General features: G+C 41.6%; 11 protein-coding genes. 5 read left to right on the top strand and 6 right to left on the bottom strand.

Going from position 1 to position 16,523, the window contains the following annotated elements:
• Window positions 1–12: 12 nt before the first annotated feature.
• The 6 genes from BUB08_RS08570 to era form a co-directional block, all read right to left on the bottom strand.
• A complete protein-coding gene (locus BUB08_RS08570; RefSeq protein ID WP_073000766.1) occupies window positions 13–885 on the bottom strand; it encodes a rhomboid family protein in 873 nt (290 codons plus the stop codon).
• A 62-nt stretch (window positions 886–947) separates the two neighbouring features.
• Window positions 948–1,760, bottom strand: a complete 813-nt coding sequence (locus tag BUB08_RS08575; RefSeq protein WP_073000767.1) for a rhomboid family intramembrane serine protease — start codon at window positions 1,758–1,760, stop codon at window positions 948–950.
• Between the two features lie 72 nt (window positions 1,761–1,832).
• On the bottom strand, window positions 1,833–3,686 hold the full coding sequence (gene mutL / locus BUB08_RS08580; RefSeq protein WP_073000768.1) for a DNA mismatch repair endonuclease MutL: 1,854 nt from the start codon (window positions 3,684–3,686) through the stop codon (window positions 1,833–1,835).
• Window positions 3,686–3,997 (bottom strand): hypothetical protein, encoded by a 312-nt coding sequence (locus tag BUB08_RS08585; protein ID WP_073000769.1) that lies wholly within the window; start codon window positions 3,995–3,997, stop codon window positions 3,686–3,688. Before BUB08_RS08585 ends, mutL begins: the two co-directional genes overlap by 1 nt.
• A gap of 263 nt (window positions 3,998–4,260) precedes the next feature.
• Window positions 4,261–5,568 carry a ribosome biogenesis GTPase Der gene (der, locus tag BUB08_RS08590; protein ID WP_073000770.1) on the bottom strand — a complete coding sequence of 436 codons (1,308 nt, stop codon included), beginning with the start codon at window positions 5,566–5,568 and terminating at the stop codon, window positions 4,261–4,263.
• A 104-nt stretch (window positions 5,569–5,672) separates the two neighbouring features.
• The gene (gene era, locus BUB08_RS08595; protein ID WP_073000772.1) at window positions 5,673–6,557 is read right to left on the bottom strand and encodes a GTPase Era; all 885 of its coding nucleotides are present in this window, start codon (window positions 6,555–6,557) and stop codon (window positions 5,673–5,675) included.
• Window positions 6,558–6,774: 217 nt separating this feature from the next.
• On the opposite strand from era, the gene BUB08_RS08605 reads away from it, so the two are divergent.
• The 5 genes from BUB08_RS08605 (at window position 6,775) to BUB08_RS08625 (ending at window position 16,482) form a co-directional block, all read left to right on the top strand.
• Window positions 6,775–8,967: a KamA family radical SAM protein gene (locus tag BUB08_RS08605; protein ID WP_073000776.1), complete on the top strand. Its 2,193-nt coding sequence runs from the start codon at window positions 6,775–6,777 to the stop codon at window positions 8,965–8,967.
• A 340-nt stretch (window positions 8,968–9,307) separates the two neighbouring features.
• Window positions 9,308–9,925: an RNA polymerase sigma factor gene (locus BUB08_RS08610; protein ID WP_073000778.1), complete on the top strand. Its 618-nt coding sequence runs from the start codon at window positions 9,308–9,310 to the stop codon at window positions 9,923–9,925.
• Window positions 9,926–9,984: 59 nt separating this feature from the next.
• Complete coding sequence (locus BUB08_RS08615) at window positions 9,985–11,217, top strand: FecR family protein (protein WP_073000780.1); 1,233 nt, start codon at window positions 9,985–9,987, stop codon at window positions 11,215–11,217.
• Between the two features lie 90 nt (window positions 11,218–11,307).
• A complete protein-coding gene (locus tag BUB08_RS08620) occupies window positions 11,308–14,847 on the top strand; it encodes a SusC/RagA family TonB-linked outer membrane protein (RefSeq protein WP_073000782.1) in 3,540 nt (1,179 codons plus the stop codon).
• Window positions 14,848–14,874: 27 nt separating this feature from the next.
• Window positions 14,875–16,482: a RagB/SusD family nutrient uptake outer membrane protein gene (locus tag BUB08_RS08625; protein WP_083570658.1), complete on the top strand. Its 1,608-nt coding sequence runs from the start codon at window positions 14,875–14,877 to the stop codon at window positions 16,480–16,482.
• The last annotated feature ends 41 nt before the right edge of the window (window positions 16,483–16,523 follow it).

Here is a 16,523-nt window from a genome sequence, read left to right on the forward strand (position 1 = left end):
GACTTTTTTCATCTATTTGCCTTGCTTAAAAAGAATTTCTTTCTCTTTTTTTGTGAGGCTTTCGTAGCCCGATTTTGCAATCTTGTCCAGAATCCGGTTAATCTCATCCTGCTTCAGATTTTGCTGGCGATTGTATTCGTGATCGTCGCGCGGAGGTGCCTGTTGTTTAAAAGTAACTTTCATGCGCTGTTTCGACTTAAACCAACTTCCTACTTTTCCAATAAAAGTTACAATTCCGGCTCCGTGGTCTTTCCCGCGTTTTAGCTGCGAGATGTAAAACCATCCCCACGCCGCACCGCCCAAATGCGCCAGATTTCCTCCCGGGTTTGATGTGGAAATGCCAATAACAGAAAGCAACACATAAAACAGCGCAACATATTTCAGCGGGAACCTGCCTATAAAAAAAAGGTAAATTTCGCGTTGCGGATCGTAAACAGCAACGGCAACTAAAATGGCAATAATTGATGCCGATGCACCAAGCAAAATTCCATTTACCGAACTAAATACAGGAAAAATATTGTACGCCAAAACATACATCAATGCTCCCGATAATCCGCCCATAATATACACACTCAACAGTTTCTCCCCTTCAAAATGATAAAGAAATAGTTTTCCGAACCAGTAAAGTCCTAACACATTAAACAGCAGATGCAAAAAACCTTCGTGCAAAAACATGTAGGTAACGGGAGTCCAAAACCGGTGCAAAAGCACCTGCAGGTTAGACGGTACCGAAAGCCACTCAACCAGATGCAGCTGCTGCCCGCCCAGGTAAAAAAGTACGCCCAGCAATTTAATAACCAGAAATACTCCCAGATTAATGTATATCAGACGGGTTAAAACAGAACCATATTTAAATGTATTTTTTATGTCGGCCCAAATATCCACTTTCCTAAATTTTCGATTTTACCATTTTCCGGTGAGCTTAAATTTGACTTAAGCTCCACCAATCAATAAAAATTCTTTGTGCTTTTGTTCCAGTATTTAATCAACAGATATCCGAACAACATTCCCCCAAGATGGGCAAAATGCGCCACGTTACTTCCCGGCTGAGCCAGCCCCAGATAAAGTTCAATAGCCCCGTAACCAATTACAAAATATTTCGCTTTTATAGGAATTGGAGGGAAAAGCAACATCAGCTGCGTATTGGGGAAAAGCACACCAAATGCCAGCAACACACCAAACACAGCGCCAGAAGCTCCTACTGTGGGAATATCCATCTTCATCTGAAGAATCCGATCCATCAGTTTCATTCCTTCATTTGCATAAGCCGTATTGGCAACATCGCCGTACCACGTATTAATAAAATCGCGCACCTGTACCGACGCGTTAGACAAATGTTTGCTCACAAACTGGTCTAGAATTTCGGGAGAAGGAGTGTTGCGAAATGCTTCGATGGTATGTTGCATCGACGAAATTTCGAGATAATTTACAAACGTATGCAAAGCTACGGCACCCAGCCCGGTAACAAAATAGTACACCAAAAACCGTTGCGATCCCCAAACACTTTCCAGCACCCGGCCAAACATCCACAAGGCGAACATATTAAAAAACAAGTGAGTAATACCACCATGCATAAACATGTGTGTTATTATCTGATGCAGCATAAATTTATCGGAACCGGGGTAATGCATCCCCAAATACTCCACCAGGTCTATTCCTCTTCCTCCTAATACCCATGTTGCGAACAACAGAAGTACGTTAATAATAATCAGGTTTTTTACAACCGGTGGTATCTGATTCATTACGGGACGGTAATTCATATTCAAAAATTTAAATGCATTTCAGGCAAACGCCAGACCAAAGTTTAAAAACGATAATATAGCGACATATTGTCATTTATGAAAGAATTTTTCGATGTCCTCCAGCGGAATAATGGTAAGTACCTTTTTTCCTTCGGGCGAATAATTTGGAGTTGCACAGGCAAACAAGTTATCAATAAGGTGATCGATTTCTTCCTGTTTCAGCTCGGTGCCATAATCAAGCGAAGAAGCTTTTGCCAGCGAAATTGCCACCTGCTCTTTTGCCTTAGCCTTGGCATTCACCGGCGAATTTTTATACTCTTCGAGCAACTTTTCCACAATAATTTCAGGCGAAGAAACATCCAAAACTCCGGGGGTACCGTTTATAATGAAGGTGTTTTTACCAAACTCACGGATATCAAATCCCAGCGACAACAAATCCTCCCGAATACTTTTCAGCAGTTCGGCATCTCCCGGCTCCAAATCAATGGTTTGCGGAAACAACTGCTGTTGACTGGCCACCGATTCCGATCTGAGTACTTCCATAAATTGCTCAAAAAGAATACGCTCATGTGCACGTTTCTGGTCAATCACCATCAGACCCGATTTCACAGGAGAAAGGATGTACTTCTGCTTCAGTTGAAGAATTTTCTTTTGTGAAACCCCTTCGGAAGGCAACGAAGAAGACAATGGCTCGTCAGAACTTGCTGACTGAAACGTTTGTTCTTCGGGCTTAAGAATCAACTGGGTTCCCTGGTACAAATCTTCCCAACGTTCAAGGTTACGTTTTTCGGTATTGGAAACGCCCGGTGTTTTAAAAGAAGGCGTTTTTTCCGTTTCAAACGGATTGTAAGCCGGATTAACGGTAATTTCGGGATAATGAATTTCCCCTGCGTTTTTACCGGCTACCGGAATATCAATACTTCCGCTTTGATCGAAATCGATTGACGGCACTACATTGTATTTTCCCAGCGATTCGCGAACCGATGCGAAAATAACCTGCCAGATGGCGCGGTCGTCTTCAAATTTTATCTCCGTTTTTGTGGGATGAACATTTATATCGATGGAGGCCGGGTCTATTTCGAGATAAAGAAAATAGGAAGGATAAGAATCGGACGGCAGCAATTTTTCGTAGGCTTGCATTACCGCTTTATGAAAATACGGATGCCGCATGTACCTTCTGTTCACAAAAAAATACTGCTCCCCCATTGTTTTCCGAGCATATTTGGGCTGCCCCACAAAGCCGGAAACATTTACCAAACTGGTTTCTTCCTCAACCGGCACCAGACTCTGATTGATGGTTTTTCCAAAAACATCCACAATCCGTCGTCGTAAATTACTTTTTCCCAATTCATAAAGGCATGAATTATTGTGAAAAAGAGAAAACCGGATTTCCGGATTAGGAAGCGCCACCCGCTGAATTTCAGTAATAATATGCTTCAGTTCGGTGGTGTTACTTTTCAGAAACTTACGGCGCGCCGGCACGTTAAAAAACAAATTTTTAACCGTGGTAGTTGTTCCGTTGGCACACGCAACCGGCTCCTGGCTCCTCACCTCCGATGCAACAACGCGAATAAGTGTTCCCACCTCATCGTCATCGCGCTTTGTACGCATTTCTACATCGGCAATGGCCGCAATTGAAGCCATTGCTTCACCACGAAAACCCATGGTTCGGATGCAAAACAAATCGTTGGCCGAATTAATTTTGGAGGTAGCGTGCCTTTCGAAAGCCATACGGGCATCGGTAGGCGACATGCCACAGCCATTGTCGGTAATTTGTATCAGGGTTTTCCCCGCGTCTTTAATATGAATGGTTACTTCGCTGGCCCCGGCATCCAGTGCATTTTCAACCAATTCTTTGACAACCGATGCCGGTCGTTGAATCACTTCTCCGGCAGCAATCTGATTGGCCACCGAGTCGGGTAATAATTGAATAATATCGCTCACTAAAAAGAAAAATCAGAATAAAAAAACAGGTAAAAAATCAGCGTTAAAATCAGGATCAGGAATATCAGCCGCGTATTGCTGGCCCGACGCCCTTTCTCCGAGGATCGGACAAAACCTTCCTGGGCTTGTCTGAACTGTCCTCTTACATTGGGACGAAAAGGTTTCCCCCCTTCGCTCTTTTTCCCTTTTATCCCCAGTTCATCCTTTATCCTTCGTTCCCGCTCATCTCGTTCATCCTTATCCGGGTCGTAAAACCTCGGATTAACATGAAACTTTTTAGCTGCCGGTGTATGAAAAAATCTCCCAATCATAATCGCATCTTTGTATCTTACAAAGATAAAGTTTTATTCTGAAATGAAATTCGGTTTACCCCCTGCGGAATAAACAAGTGCGAAAATCAGTATTGTAAAAGCACCTCGATTCTTCCTGATTCGTCTGCAATTTACAGTCTTAAAAAAGACGCAGGAATTCTCGTTATTTTACCAAAAATTCCAACTTTCGTCTCCAACTGCATAAAACCGGCAGTCAGCGCTCAAAGTTTTTTCAGCGTCAAAAACAGAATGCGGCAAGCACTCTATTTTTGCCGGAAATAAACCTGGATAGGCACGCCCTTAAAATCGAAATTCTCCCTGATTTTGTTTTCGATGTACCGTTTGTAGGGCTCGCGAATATATTGCGGCAGGTTGGCAAAAAGCGCAAACGCCGGAGTTGGCGAAGGCAATTGCGTTACATATTTTATTTTAATGAATTTCCCTTTTACCGATGGCGGCGGATATGCTTCCACTGCCTCCAAAAGCAATTCGTTTAATGCAGAAGTTTTAATGCGTTTCTTCCGGTTTTTATGAACCTGCATGGCAATGTCGAGCGATTTGTAAACACGCTGCTTGGTTTTTGCAGAAATAAACAGAATAGGCACATCCGTGTATGGAGCAATGCGTTCGCGGATTTCAGCTTCCATCTTTTTTGTAGAATGAACGTCCTTTTCAATGAGATCCCATTTATTTACCAAAATAACCACGCCTTTTCTGTTTCGTGCAATCAGGTTGAAAACATTTACATCCTGAGCCTCCATGCCGCGGGTTGCATCAATCAAAAGCAGGCAAACATCAGAGTTTTCGATGGTACGTACAGAGCGCAAAACGGAGTAAAACTCAATATCATCGCGCACTTTCCCTTTTTTTCGCAAGCCGGCAGTGTCGACAATTACAAAGTCGTGCCCAAATTTATTGTAACGGGTTAGTATTGAATCGCGGGTGGTACCGGCCACGTCTGTTACAATGTAGCGGTCTTCGTCCAGCAGCGTATTTATAAACGACGATTTCCCCACGTTAGGCCGTCCAACAACCGAAAGGTAGGGCAACTCGTGCTCTTCGTCGTTGTCCGGAGTATCGCCAAAGCTTTCCACAACCTGATCCAGCAAATCGCCGGTTCCGCTTCCGGTCATTGATGAGATGCAATATATCTCACCAAGGCCCAGTCCGTAAAATTCCTGGGCATCCAGAATCCGCTGATTATTGTCTACTTTGTTTACTGCCACAACAACTTTTTTCCCACTGCGGCGCAGTATTTCAGCCACTGCGTCATCCAAATCGGTAATTCCCGATTCCACATCCACCACAAAAAGAATTACGTCGGCTTCATCAATGGCAAGGTGTACCTGTTTATTAATTTCAGCTTCAAACACATCATCTGAATTAACAACATAACCGCCGGTATCAATCACCGAAAACATTTTTCCGTTCCACTCTGATTTTCCGTAGTTGCGGTCGCGCGTAACGCCGGACGCTTCGTCAACAATAGCTTCTCTAGATTCGATAAGCCGGTTAAACAAAGTCGATTTTCCCACGTTGGGCCGTCCTACTATGGCCAATATTCTGCTCATGCTTTCTTTTCAATTTAATTTTTACAATGAAATCATTCCAAGTACGGAATTCTTCTTTTTTTCGCCAGTGGTAAACTTAATTTTCCAATTGCGGATGTTGCTTTTTAATACGCTTCGTATCCGAAATTTTTCAGTTGTTTTTCCTTTTCGCGCCAGTCTTTGGCCACTTTCACATAAAGCTCCAGGAATATTTTCTTTCCGAAAAACTCTTCGGCATCCTGCCGGGCCTCGCTGCCCACTTTTTTCAGCATTTTACCAGCCTTGCCAATAATTATTCCTTTTTGCGTGTCGCGTGCCACATAAATCACTGCTCGCACTTCAATCAATCCGCCTTTATTTTTAAACTCTTCCACCTCAATTTCCACCGAGTACGGAATTTCTTTCTGGTAATGCAGCAGTATCTTTTCACGAATGATTTCCTGCATAAAAAAACGTTCGTTGCGGTCGGTCAGCGCCTCCTTTCCAAAAAACGGAGGGCTGTCAGGAAGCAGTTCCAGAATGCGATCAAAAACCGGGGCAATATTGAACTTTTCCTTTGCAGAAACCGGAAAAACGGTTGCGCCTGGAAAAACTTCGCTCCAATAATCGAATAACCTGGTTACCTCATCCTGGTTCGACAGGTCAATTTTATTAATGAGCACAATAACCGGCATGTTCGATTTGCGGATTCGTTCGATGTAATCAGCATTCTTGCCCGGTTTTTCCACCACGTCGGTCACAAACAAAATCACGTCTGCATCCAGCAGCGCGGTGTCCACAAAATTCATCATCTTCTCCTGAAGTTTGTATCCCGGCTTCAGAATTCCCGGCGTATCGGAATAAACCACCTGAAAATCTTCGCCATTCACAATCCCTTTTATCCGATGGCGTGTTGTCTGCATTTTCTCCGTAATAATCGACAACTTTTCGCCTACCAGGGCATTCATCAGAGTGGATTTCCCCACATTGGGATTCCCCAAAATATTCACAAAACCAGCTTTATGCGCCATAATTAATTCAAATAGCTAAAAATCAGCGCAAAGATAATCGATTTGATTTACGGCAGCTGTTTTTGCCCGGGCATTTTACACCAAAAATGCATTATTTCACATACAAAAATCCTGTTAAAAGTTTTTAAAAAACCTGAGCCAAACCGTTTTATCGTTGTCTGGGTGAGCATTTTTCTGTATTTTTTGGAAAAAACCAATATTACTCAAAAGATCTATTATGAAAACTAGGCATCTCGATAAAATTGCTATTAATGTTCATGCACGCAGAATTTTACTGACAATACTGGACGAAAACCCGGTACTGGAACAGATTCTTCGCGAATCTGTTTCGGAAGTGGAAGCGATGCGCGCCATTAAGGAATGGATACTTCCCCGGCTCAAAAAAAATCCGGCAGCCGAAGCATTTTATCTGAGAAAGGAGCACAGCCACGAACTTTTCCGCCAGTTAAACTGGGAAGATTTTGCCGCCATCAGATTACTGGACTACATCGGGCATGCCGGCGAAGCTTATCCTGACCAAAATATCCACGGCGAGTTGGCCGTAACCAATCCCATAAAAATGATGTGGCTGGCAGCCAACCGCGGAATTGGCGGCGCCAAGCCCGACTTTTTTCTCGACATGCTTCAGCTTTTCAGGCAGCTAAATGGAAAACTAAAACCCGAAACGCCCTCGCGAGAGCAGGTTGAAGAGTGGATGAGCCACTACCCGTCGGGGCTTGAGCCTAAAATTGCCGAACTGCGTGAAGAAAACCGCGACCGCATTATCCGCATTTTTATTGAAAAAATTGACAACGGCCAAATAAAAAACAAGCGATACTTTTTTGAGGAAGGAATGACCCTGGCAGAAAAAAAACAAAAAATGAACGAGTGGTGGAACGAAAGGCGTTTTCATTTGAACTTTGCGGTACGTTCCCCGGAAATGCTGAATGAATTGCTTGATTATTCGCTGGATCCCGACACCATGGATATTCTCTACGCCGCAGAAGAAAAAGGGATTCCGTTTTTTGTAAACCCCTACTACCTTTCGTTGCTAAATGTGCAAACACCCGGCTTTGCAGTTGGAGGCGATTTGGCCATCCGCTGCTACATAATTTACAGCAAACAACTGGTAGAAGAATTTGGGTTGATTCAGGCCTGGGAAAAAGAAGACAAAGTACACCCGGGAGAACCAAATGCCGCCGGATGGATTTTGCCGTCGCACAACATTCACCGCCGCTACCCCGAGGTTGCCATTTTTATTCCAGACACGGTAGGGCGCGCATGCGGTGGACTTTGCTCAAGCTGCCAGCGCATGTACGATTTCCAAACCGGACGGTACAATTTTAACCTGGAAAGATTAAAGCCACAGGAATCGTGGAACCAGCGACTGCCCAAACTTCTTGACTATTTCAGAAACGATACCCAACTTCGGGACATCCTGCTCACCGGCGGCGATGCGCTGATGAGTTCAAACGGCAGCCTCCAAAGAATCCTGGACGAAGTGTACAACATGGCTATCCGAAAAATAGAAGACAACAAAACTCGCCCCGAACACGAAAAATATGCCGAAATAGTAAGAGTGCGAATCGGAACCCGTCTTCCGGCATACCTGCCCATGCGAATCACCCCAAAACTTATTGAAATACTGACAGAGTTTAAAAAGAAAGCTTCGGCAATCGGAATCAAACAGTTTGTCATTCAGACTCATTTTGAATCGCCCATGGAAATTACTCCCGAAACAAAAAAAGCAGTTCAACTGCTGCTCAAAGCAGGGTGGGCCGTTGTAAACCAGCTCGTGTTCACGGCACCGGCTTCGCGCCGCGGGCACACCGCCAAGCTGCGTAAGGCACTGAATGATATCGGTATTCTCACTTATTACACGTTCACCGTAAAGGGATTCAAAGAGAACAGCGCCAATTTTACACCAAATGCACGGGCAGTTCAGGAAGAGCTGGAAGAAAAATACCTGGGACGGCTGCCTGAAGCAGGAATAAGCGAATTACAAAACCTGATGCACACTCCCGAGAATCTGCCCGACAACCTGAAAAACCTTCGCAAAAAAAACAACATCCCTTTTCTTGCAACCGACAGAAACATTTTAAATCTTCCGGGAGTAGGGAAAAGCCTTACATTCAGAACCATCGGAATTACACGTTACGGACGTCGCATTCTGCAATTCAGCCACGACCGCACCAGGAACCACAGTCCGATAATTGACAAAATGGGGCATGTAATTGTCATCGAATCAAAATCGATAACTGAATACCTGCGCCAGCTCGAAAATATGGGAGAAAAAAGGGATGAATACAAAGGTGTTTTTGGTTATTCCATGGGAGAAACCGAACCGCGAATGCCAATGTACGAATACCCGGACTACGATTTTGATGTGACGAAAAAAATGACCCACCTGGAACTGGAAGAAGAAGAATAGAAAGTGAGTTAAAATCAACTAGCCTGAGTTCCAAATAATTCTAAAAATTTTATAAACGCTGCCAAGTCTATTAACACTGGCAGGTTCTCAACAACTTATCAGAGAGCGATTTCTGGCAACGCCAGTAGAATTCGAATCATCAAAATAACAAATTCAAAAGCATCAAAACAGACAAATCACATATCACTTTAGATTGGATAATTACATCTAGTTAATACAGGCCCGTATCACTTATTTTTCTATTTTTATCTGGGTTTCTTTGATTTTGATACCTTTGTTGTTAAGTAATAATTTCAGAACCAATATACGTCAAACTGCCGATTAGAACTTGTTTTTAACTATGAAACAGTCAGATTCCCCAATAATAAAAGAAGATTACAAATTATGGGAAGACTTAAAAAAGGGGGATAAGTCTGCATTATCCTTCATCTATTTTCAAAATTTTCAATCCATGTTTAATTATGGAATGAAACTAAAATATGACTCTGATTTTGTTAAGGATTGCATACAAGAAGTTTTCTTTCAACTGATAAAAAAAAGAGATAAATTAGGACAGACCGATAATATTAAGCTGTACTTACTAAAATCGGTAAAAAACAGAATAATCAGAGAGCTATCGTCAAAAAACAAAGAATCTTTAAACAAGAAAAAGCTGCCTCAATTTGAGTCTGTTTTTTCGGTGGAAGACGAATTCATACAAAAAGAGGGAAACACAAAAAAAGAGACAGCTTTGTTTCAGGCAATTACAAAACTAAGCGAAAGGCAGCGAGAAGCAATATTCTTGAAATATGAATGTGACTTGTCTTACTCCGAAATTTGCGAGTTAATGAATATCAGTAACGACTCGGCAAGAAAACTGGTTTACAGGGCAGTAACCCGCATAAAACAAATAATTCACAAAAATACAGGTCCAGGGTTCGTGCTCTTTTTAACCTCCTTGCGAAAATATGTTTTATAGCATATTCCGAAGGTGTCCACAAAAAACGAGGAGATGTATTCCCAATTAAAGCCTTTACTGTGGATAAAAAATATACTAAATATACCGTTGAAGATCTGACTCAAGACCGGGCATTTATTCTTTGGGTCAGAAAAAAGAAAAACCATTTAGCATGGATTAACTTTCTGCAAGAAAATCCGGATAAAAAGAAAGAAATAGAAACAGCACGGAAGATTATAGAACTTCTCAAATCAAAACAGGCTGATATTTCAGAAGAAGAGATGTACGCTGTCTGGAATAATATAGAGCTCTTCCATACGCTCCACCAACGAAAGCGAAAACTCCAAATTCAAAAAATTCTCCGTTATGCGGCTATACTTATCCTTACGTTGGCTATTGGAGCAATCATTCCGTATTTTTATTTTAAACAAGATTACAAGAGGTATAGTAAAATCACAGTATCACAGCCAAATCAGGGAGAAGCAAGGTTGATATTAGCCGATGGTGCAGAGGTTCGACTGAAGGACAAAGAATCTAAACTTCAATTTGATAAATCAGGAGAGAAAATCAAATTAAACAACGATAGTATCATTGAACAGTCGACCGCAAAACAAAAGAATCAGACTACCATGAATCAGGTCGTTGTTCCATTTGGGCAAAGAGCTAGTCTGGAGTTATCTGACGGGACGAAAGTTTGGCTTAATGCCGGATCAAAACTGATTTTTCCTCCCATATTTGATTCAAACAACAGAAGTGTTTTTCTGGAAGGTGAAGCTTTTTTTAATGTTACTAAAAATAAAGAAAAACCCTTTATAGTAGCCACAAACGAAGTGTCTGTCACGGTGCTTGGAACTGAGTTCAACATAAGTGCTTATAGTTCAGACGAGGAACTTGAAACAGTTTTGGTAGAAGGAAGCATAATTATCGAAGAACAACAGTATTTCAAACTGCGAACAAATAAAATTGTTTTAACCCCCGGACAGAAAGCAATATACAACAGAAAAAACAGCAACACAACAGTCGTAAACAACGTTGACCTGGATTATTACACCTTCTGGAAGGATGGTCTACTACACTGTAAATCAGAAAGTATTCTAAATATTTTCAAGCGACTTTCGAGATACTACAACGTAGAGTTTATAACAGAACGAAGTATTGATATTAATGACCAAATGGCCGGAAAGCTCGACTTGAAAGATTCGCTACCGGATGTTTTGGATGTAATTCAGGACGTAGCCCCAGTTACATACACAATTGATGGTAACCGCGTATACATCTACGATAAATTTAACTATTTAAGAATGAGAAAATAAATTAAAAGAAATAACCGAAGAATGCGGGAACACTCTTCGGTTTAATCTAAACGCCAATTTAACATTAACGTTTTAACACATTTCAAATCTATGAAAAAAAAATGTATTAACAGGCGTCGACTATTTGACGGCGTCTTAAAAAAATGGAAAAAGGTGAAGTTACTTATTACTTTCTTTTTTTTCGGTCTACTGGGAGTCTCTGCAAGCACTTATTCACAGCAGGTTAAATTTAATTTAGACCTTGAAAATGTCACAGTCAGAGAAGTTTTTGAACAAATAGAACAAAACAGTGAATTTGTTCTATTCTATAACAAAGCCTATTTAAACCTTGATAGGAAGGTTGATATTAAAATTAAAGGGAAGAGTATTGACTACATTCTCGAGAAGCTATTTCTGGACACCAACAATTCCTTCAAAATCTATGATCGTCAAATTGTTATTCTTCCGCCAGTTCAGAAGGAAAAATCGAAAGCGACTGAAAATCAAGCGAGAGAAAAAACACTAATAGGGCGTGTTACCGACGAAAACGGCATACCATTACCCGGAGCCAGCGTAGTAATTAAAGGCACCACAATTGGGACAGCAACTGATATTGACGGAAAATTCACACTGTCAATACCAACAGAAAGAATTGCATATATCGTGGTTCAATTTATTGGCTACGAAATACAGGAGATTGAAGTTGGTGAGCGACAAAACATTCAGGTTAAACTCATTTCCTTGGATCAGTCGCTCGACGAAATTGTTGTTATTGGTTACGGCGGACGCTCTAAAAGAGATGTTACTTCTGCAATTTCAAATGTAGGAGAAGAGAAAATAAGCAAAACAATCTCGATGAGTGCGGAGAACGCTATGCAGGGAACAATGAGTGGAGTGCAGGTTGCTGGGACATCCGGAAACCCGATGCATCGCCCGACAATACGTATTCGCGGTACAAATACCTGGGGTGTTTCTTCACCGCTGTATGTTGTGGACGGTATTCCAATAACAGAAATGGGGGCAGGAATTGAAGGAGAACATGCTCGGATACAAGACGTACGTGGACCTCTCAATATAATGAGCATGATAGATCCAAGCGACATTGAATCAATTTCTGTACTAAAAGACGCTTCAGCGGCTGCAATTTACGGTGTACGCGCAGCCAATGGTGTTGTTCTTATTACTACAAAGAAGGGAAGACAAAATAAACCCACCGTAGATTTTACTACTCGATTTGGAATACAAAACATTACACAGGACCTGGAGTGGTTATCTACACCAGAATACACAAAGTTCGTCCAAGGAGTCTTCGCTTCCGACCCGGAAAGAAACCCAAGTGAAGACAATGTGGGGCGTTTTGATTCTTCCAGTCCTCTTTATCTCGGAAATTCGCCTACCTATAATTGGGGAAATGCAGTAAAAAACAAAAACGCGCTTACAAAAGATTATTCCATCAAGGTATCAGGCGGAACTGACAATGTTGACTACTATGTTTCATTAGGATACAGCGACACCGAAGGGACTATATTGGTAAACAATCTAGAAAGGTATTCAGGCGCTGTAAAAATCAATACAAAAATAAGCCAATGGATCAGTACTGGCGTCAATTATCGTTTAGTTAATGCGTTAGGGAAAGCAGCTCCTGACAATTATTTGGATTTAGTTCGAAGCGCGCCATGGCAACCTATTTATTCGGCAGATGGAATTCCCGGTTATAACGGTTATGCATACGCCGTTGGCGGAATTCAACCAGATGGCTCATATGCCAATCAAAAACTTTATGGGGCGGGCACTCGCATTAATGAAGTAGGGAGAAGCAACACCAACGATACGAAGTATGATTCATGGAGAAACATGGGAAGTATTTACCTTGAGTTAACGCCCTTGTCAGGATTAAAAATAAAAGGAACTATAAGTCTTGACAGATATACAACGACCCGGTATTCATTTCGGGATTACGATGCAAACGGCTTTGATTATACCTCAGGAGATTCCCGAGCATTAGGAGGAGGCAAATCTGTTGGTTCATACGGAGAAAGAGACACGTATAATAATAATATGGTGCAGGAGCTCATGGCAAATTATGCGAATCAATTCGGAGCTCACAATATAGATTTCTTATTCAATTTTTCCAACCAAAAGTACGACGCAAAATACAGAAGTGCCAGTACTGAATACATGACCACAAAAAAGGACTATTTACGCAATTTGGGAGGAGAGAGAAATTACACGAGTGTTCAAAGCGAACAAATGCGCTGGGCATTACAAGGTTACTTATTTAGAGTGGGATACAATTATGCGTATAAATACTACCTCGATGTAACGGTTCGACGAGATGGCAGCGCACGTTTTGCTCCAGAAAACCGATGGGGCACATTCCCTTCTTTATCTGCTGCCTGGCGACTGAAAAACGAGTCTTTCATGGAGCAGGTTACATGGTTAGATGATTTTAAACTAAGAGCAGGTTGGGGACAATTAGGGAATCAAGAAGTACGCGACATGGCGTATTTATCAGCAATTTCTAAAGCACCTCATTACGCCATGGGAAATGCGACTCAAAATGATCGACCATCATCCGGGTCCTATCATGAGGGAGCAACAATATTTGGAATTCCCAACAGAGAGTTAACCTGGGAAAAAACAGAAACATTCAATATTGGGTTTGATTCTCAGATTTTCAACAATTTGACTCTCTCTGCTGAATACTATTACAAAGAGACTCACGGCATATTACAATCAATAGATATTCCTTCCAGCGTAGGAGTAGTAGAAACCCCCGTTGCCAATGTTGCAAAAGTACAAAATCAAGGCGTTGAAATTACTGCAGATTGGCAGGGAAAAATAGGACAATTGAATTATTCCATCGGAGCTAACTTGACTACCACTGCCAACAAAGTCTTAGAGACTTATAAACATATTCCTACTTCAGGAGGAACAGTTGAGGAAGGTTATTCAATGTTTTATCACAAGGCCTATAAGGTAGCGGGTATCTTCCAAACAAATGAAGAGGCGCAGGAATGGATGCAAAAATACGAAGACGTCAACTACATATCAGGTAAGGTAGGTGCAGGAGATTTTTATTTTGAAGATTTAAGGGGAGCACCAAAAGAAGAAGGAGACTTTTACTCGGAAGGAGCAGACGGAAAAATTGATTCTTATGATATGGTAAATATAGGAAAATCCATTCCTGGTTATTTTTATGGAATTAATTTTAATGCAGATTACAAACGGCTTGATTTCAGCTTACAGTTTTCCGGGGTAGGAGACGTTGTTAAATACAACAGGGTAAAGGCATTGACATTTATGCCGACCGAAGGGGACAATGTCACAACAATAGTTTATCAAGCATGGACAACCGACAACAAACAAAATGAATATCCTCGTCTTATATTTGGAGATCCGGCAGGAAATTTAAGAAGTTCAAACTTCTTCTATGAAAGTGGAGCATATCTTCGCCTCCAGAATATACAGGTTGGCTATGCACTCTCACAATTAATGGTTGGTTCAAATAAAAAATATGCGCGCAACCTAAGAATTTTTGCAGGAGCATCTAACCTTTTTACATTAACACCTTATACCGGTCTTGACCCTGAAAACGATTCATACCCGGCACCCCAAACAGTATACATGGGATTATCCGCCAAGTTTTAACAATATTTATATTAAAAACATAAACATATGAAATTCTATAAATCCATAAGCATAGGTATACTCATAATAATGGGCGTTTTAGGAATATTTTCCTGCTCGTCGGAGCTGGATATCAAACCCACAGCAGAACTGGAAAATGAATATTTTGAAACAGAAATTCGCATTCAGGAAGGGATTGGCGCTTGTTATGCTGCAATGGCAAATATGTATGGCCCCTTACTTGGTGACGGTGGAGGAATACATGAGATTCTGCTTCTACCAGGAGACGACATTACACACCAAGATGCAGGAAGAGCTGCTACAGAAGCTTTTTCTGGATTAAACAGTTCTAACGGACAAGTAAACACTTTGTGGACTCGATTATATCAAATGATATACCGGTGTAATTTTATATTGGAAAAAATAGAAGAAGAAGAGGTAAAAAAGGCGTACGAAACAGCCGGACTATTTGAGATAAACCAGGGCGAAATATTATTCCTCCGTTCGTGGTGCTTCTATCGTTTGTGGGACTTCTTTCGAAAAGCTCCTCTCCAAGACAAACGTATTCGTACAATATCGGAAGCGATCTTACCTCCTTCAGAGGGCTTTCAAATGCTGGATAAAGCAATTGAAGACCTAGAACTTGCGGCAACCCTTTTACCAGAAGAAAATTACTGGCCGTCAAGTACAGAACGTGGACGCGCCTTTAATGAAAGCGCGTATGGGCTATTGGTAAAATGCTACACGCTTCGCGCAAGGTACAACAACGCTAGCCCAGACGACTACCAAAAAGCAATCTCTGCTTTTGAAAAAATTAACACACGAGAGCTAGTACATTTTGCTGACAACTTTGATTTCCAATATGAAAACAATGCCGAGTCTTTGTTTGAATTCCAAGCAAGTCATGCAACAGAAGAGGATAACGCGTGGCTGGACAACAACTTTGGCGGAGGCGCAGGACAAATGGGAGCTATGTACCACTACAACACCAGTCATTGGGGAAACTATATGTCTGGGATTTACGGTCCCACTCAAAAATTAATGAATGCTTTTGAAGAAGAAGACCCTCGCAAAGAGTATACATTCGCAAATTATACCACAAATGTATACGGAGATGTTACTGTACCGGCAGACCCTTGGAATAAGTTCGACAACCAGCAGTTAATGAAATACGTTACTCCTGGACGTTGCTGGTTTGAAAAAGGATGGGGAATATCTTCAACTAACAATACGCGGTTAATACGGTATGCAGACATAAAACTATTAGCCGCCGAAGCATACTTACAAACAGGAGCCCAGGGTGAAGCGCTTCGCGAGATAAATGATATTCGAGAACGGGCGCGTCGCTCAACAACCGACGGCAGCACTTCTACATATCCCGCAGACTTGACCTCTGTTTCAATGCAAAACATTATGGATGAACGTTTCCTGGAATTGGCTGCAGAGGAAGGAATTCGATGGACAGACCTGCGTAGCTGGCATGCTGCCGGTTTTATTGATTTATCGACATGGACAGCAAAGGATTTTGGGTATAACTATGATGAGAAAAACTTTGAACTTGAAATACCAAAACACTTGTTATTTCCAATACCACAAGGAGAAATGAATACCAATCCGTTGATGGCAGCAGCAGGAAATAACCCAGGCTATGAATAAAAGCACTTTTCAAATTAATACCAAAATCTTAAAATAAGGTT

The sequence above is a fragment of the Mariniphaga anaerophila genome (assembly GCF_900129025.1).
Taxonomy (GTDB): domain Bacteria; phylum Bacteroidota; class Bacteroidia; order Bacteroidales; family Prolixibacteraceae; genus Mariniphaga; species Mariniphaga anaerophila.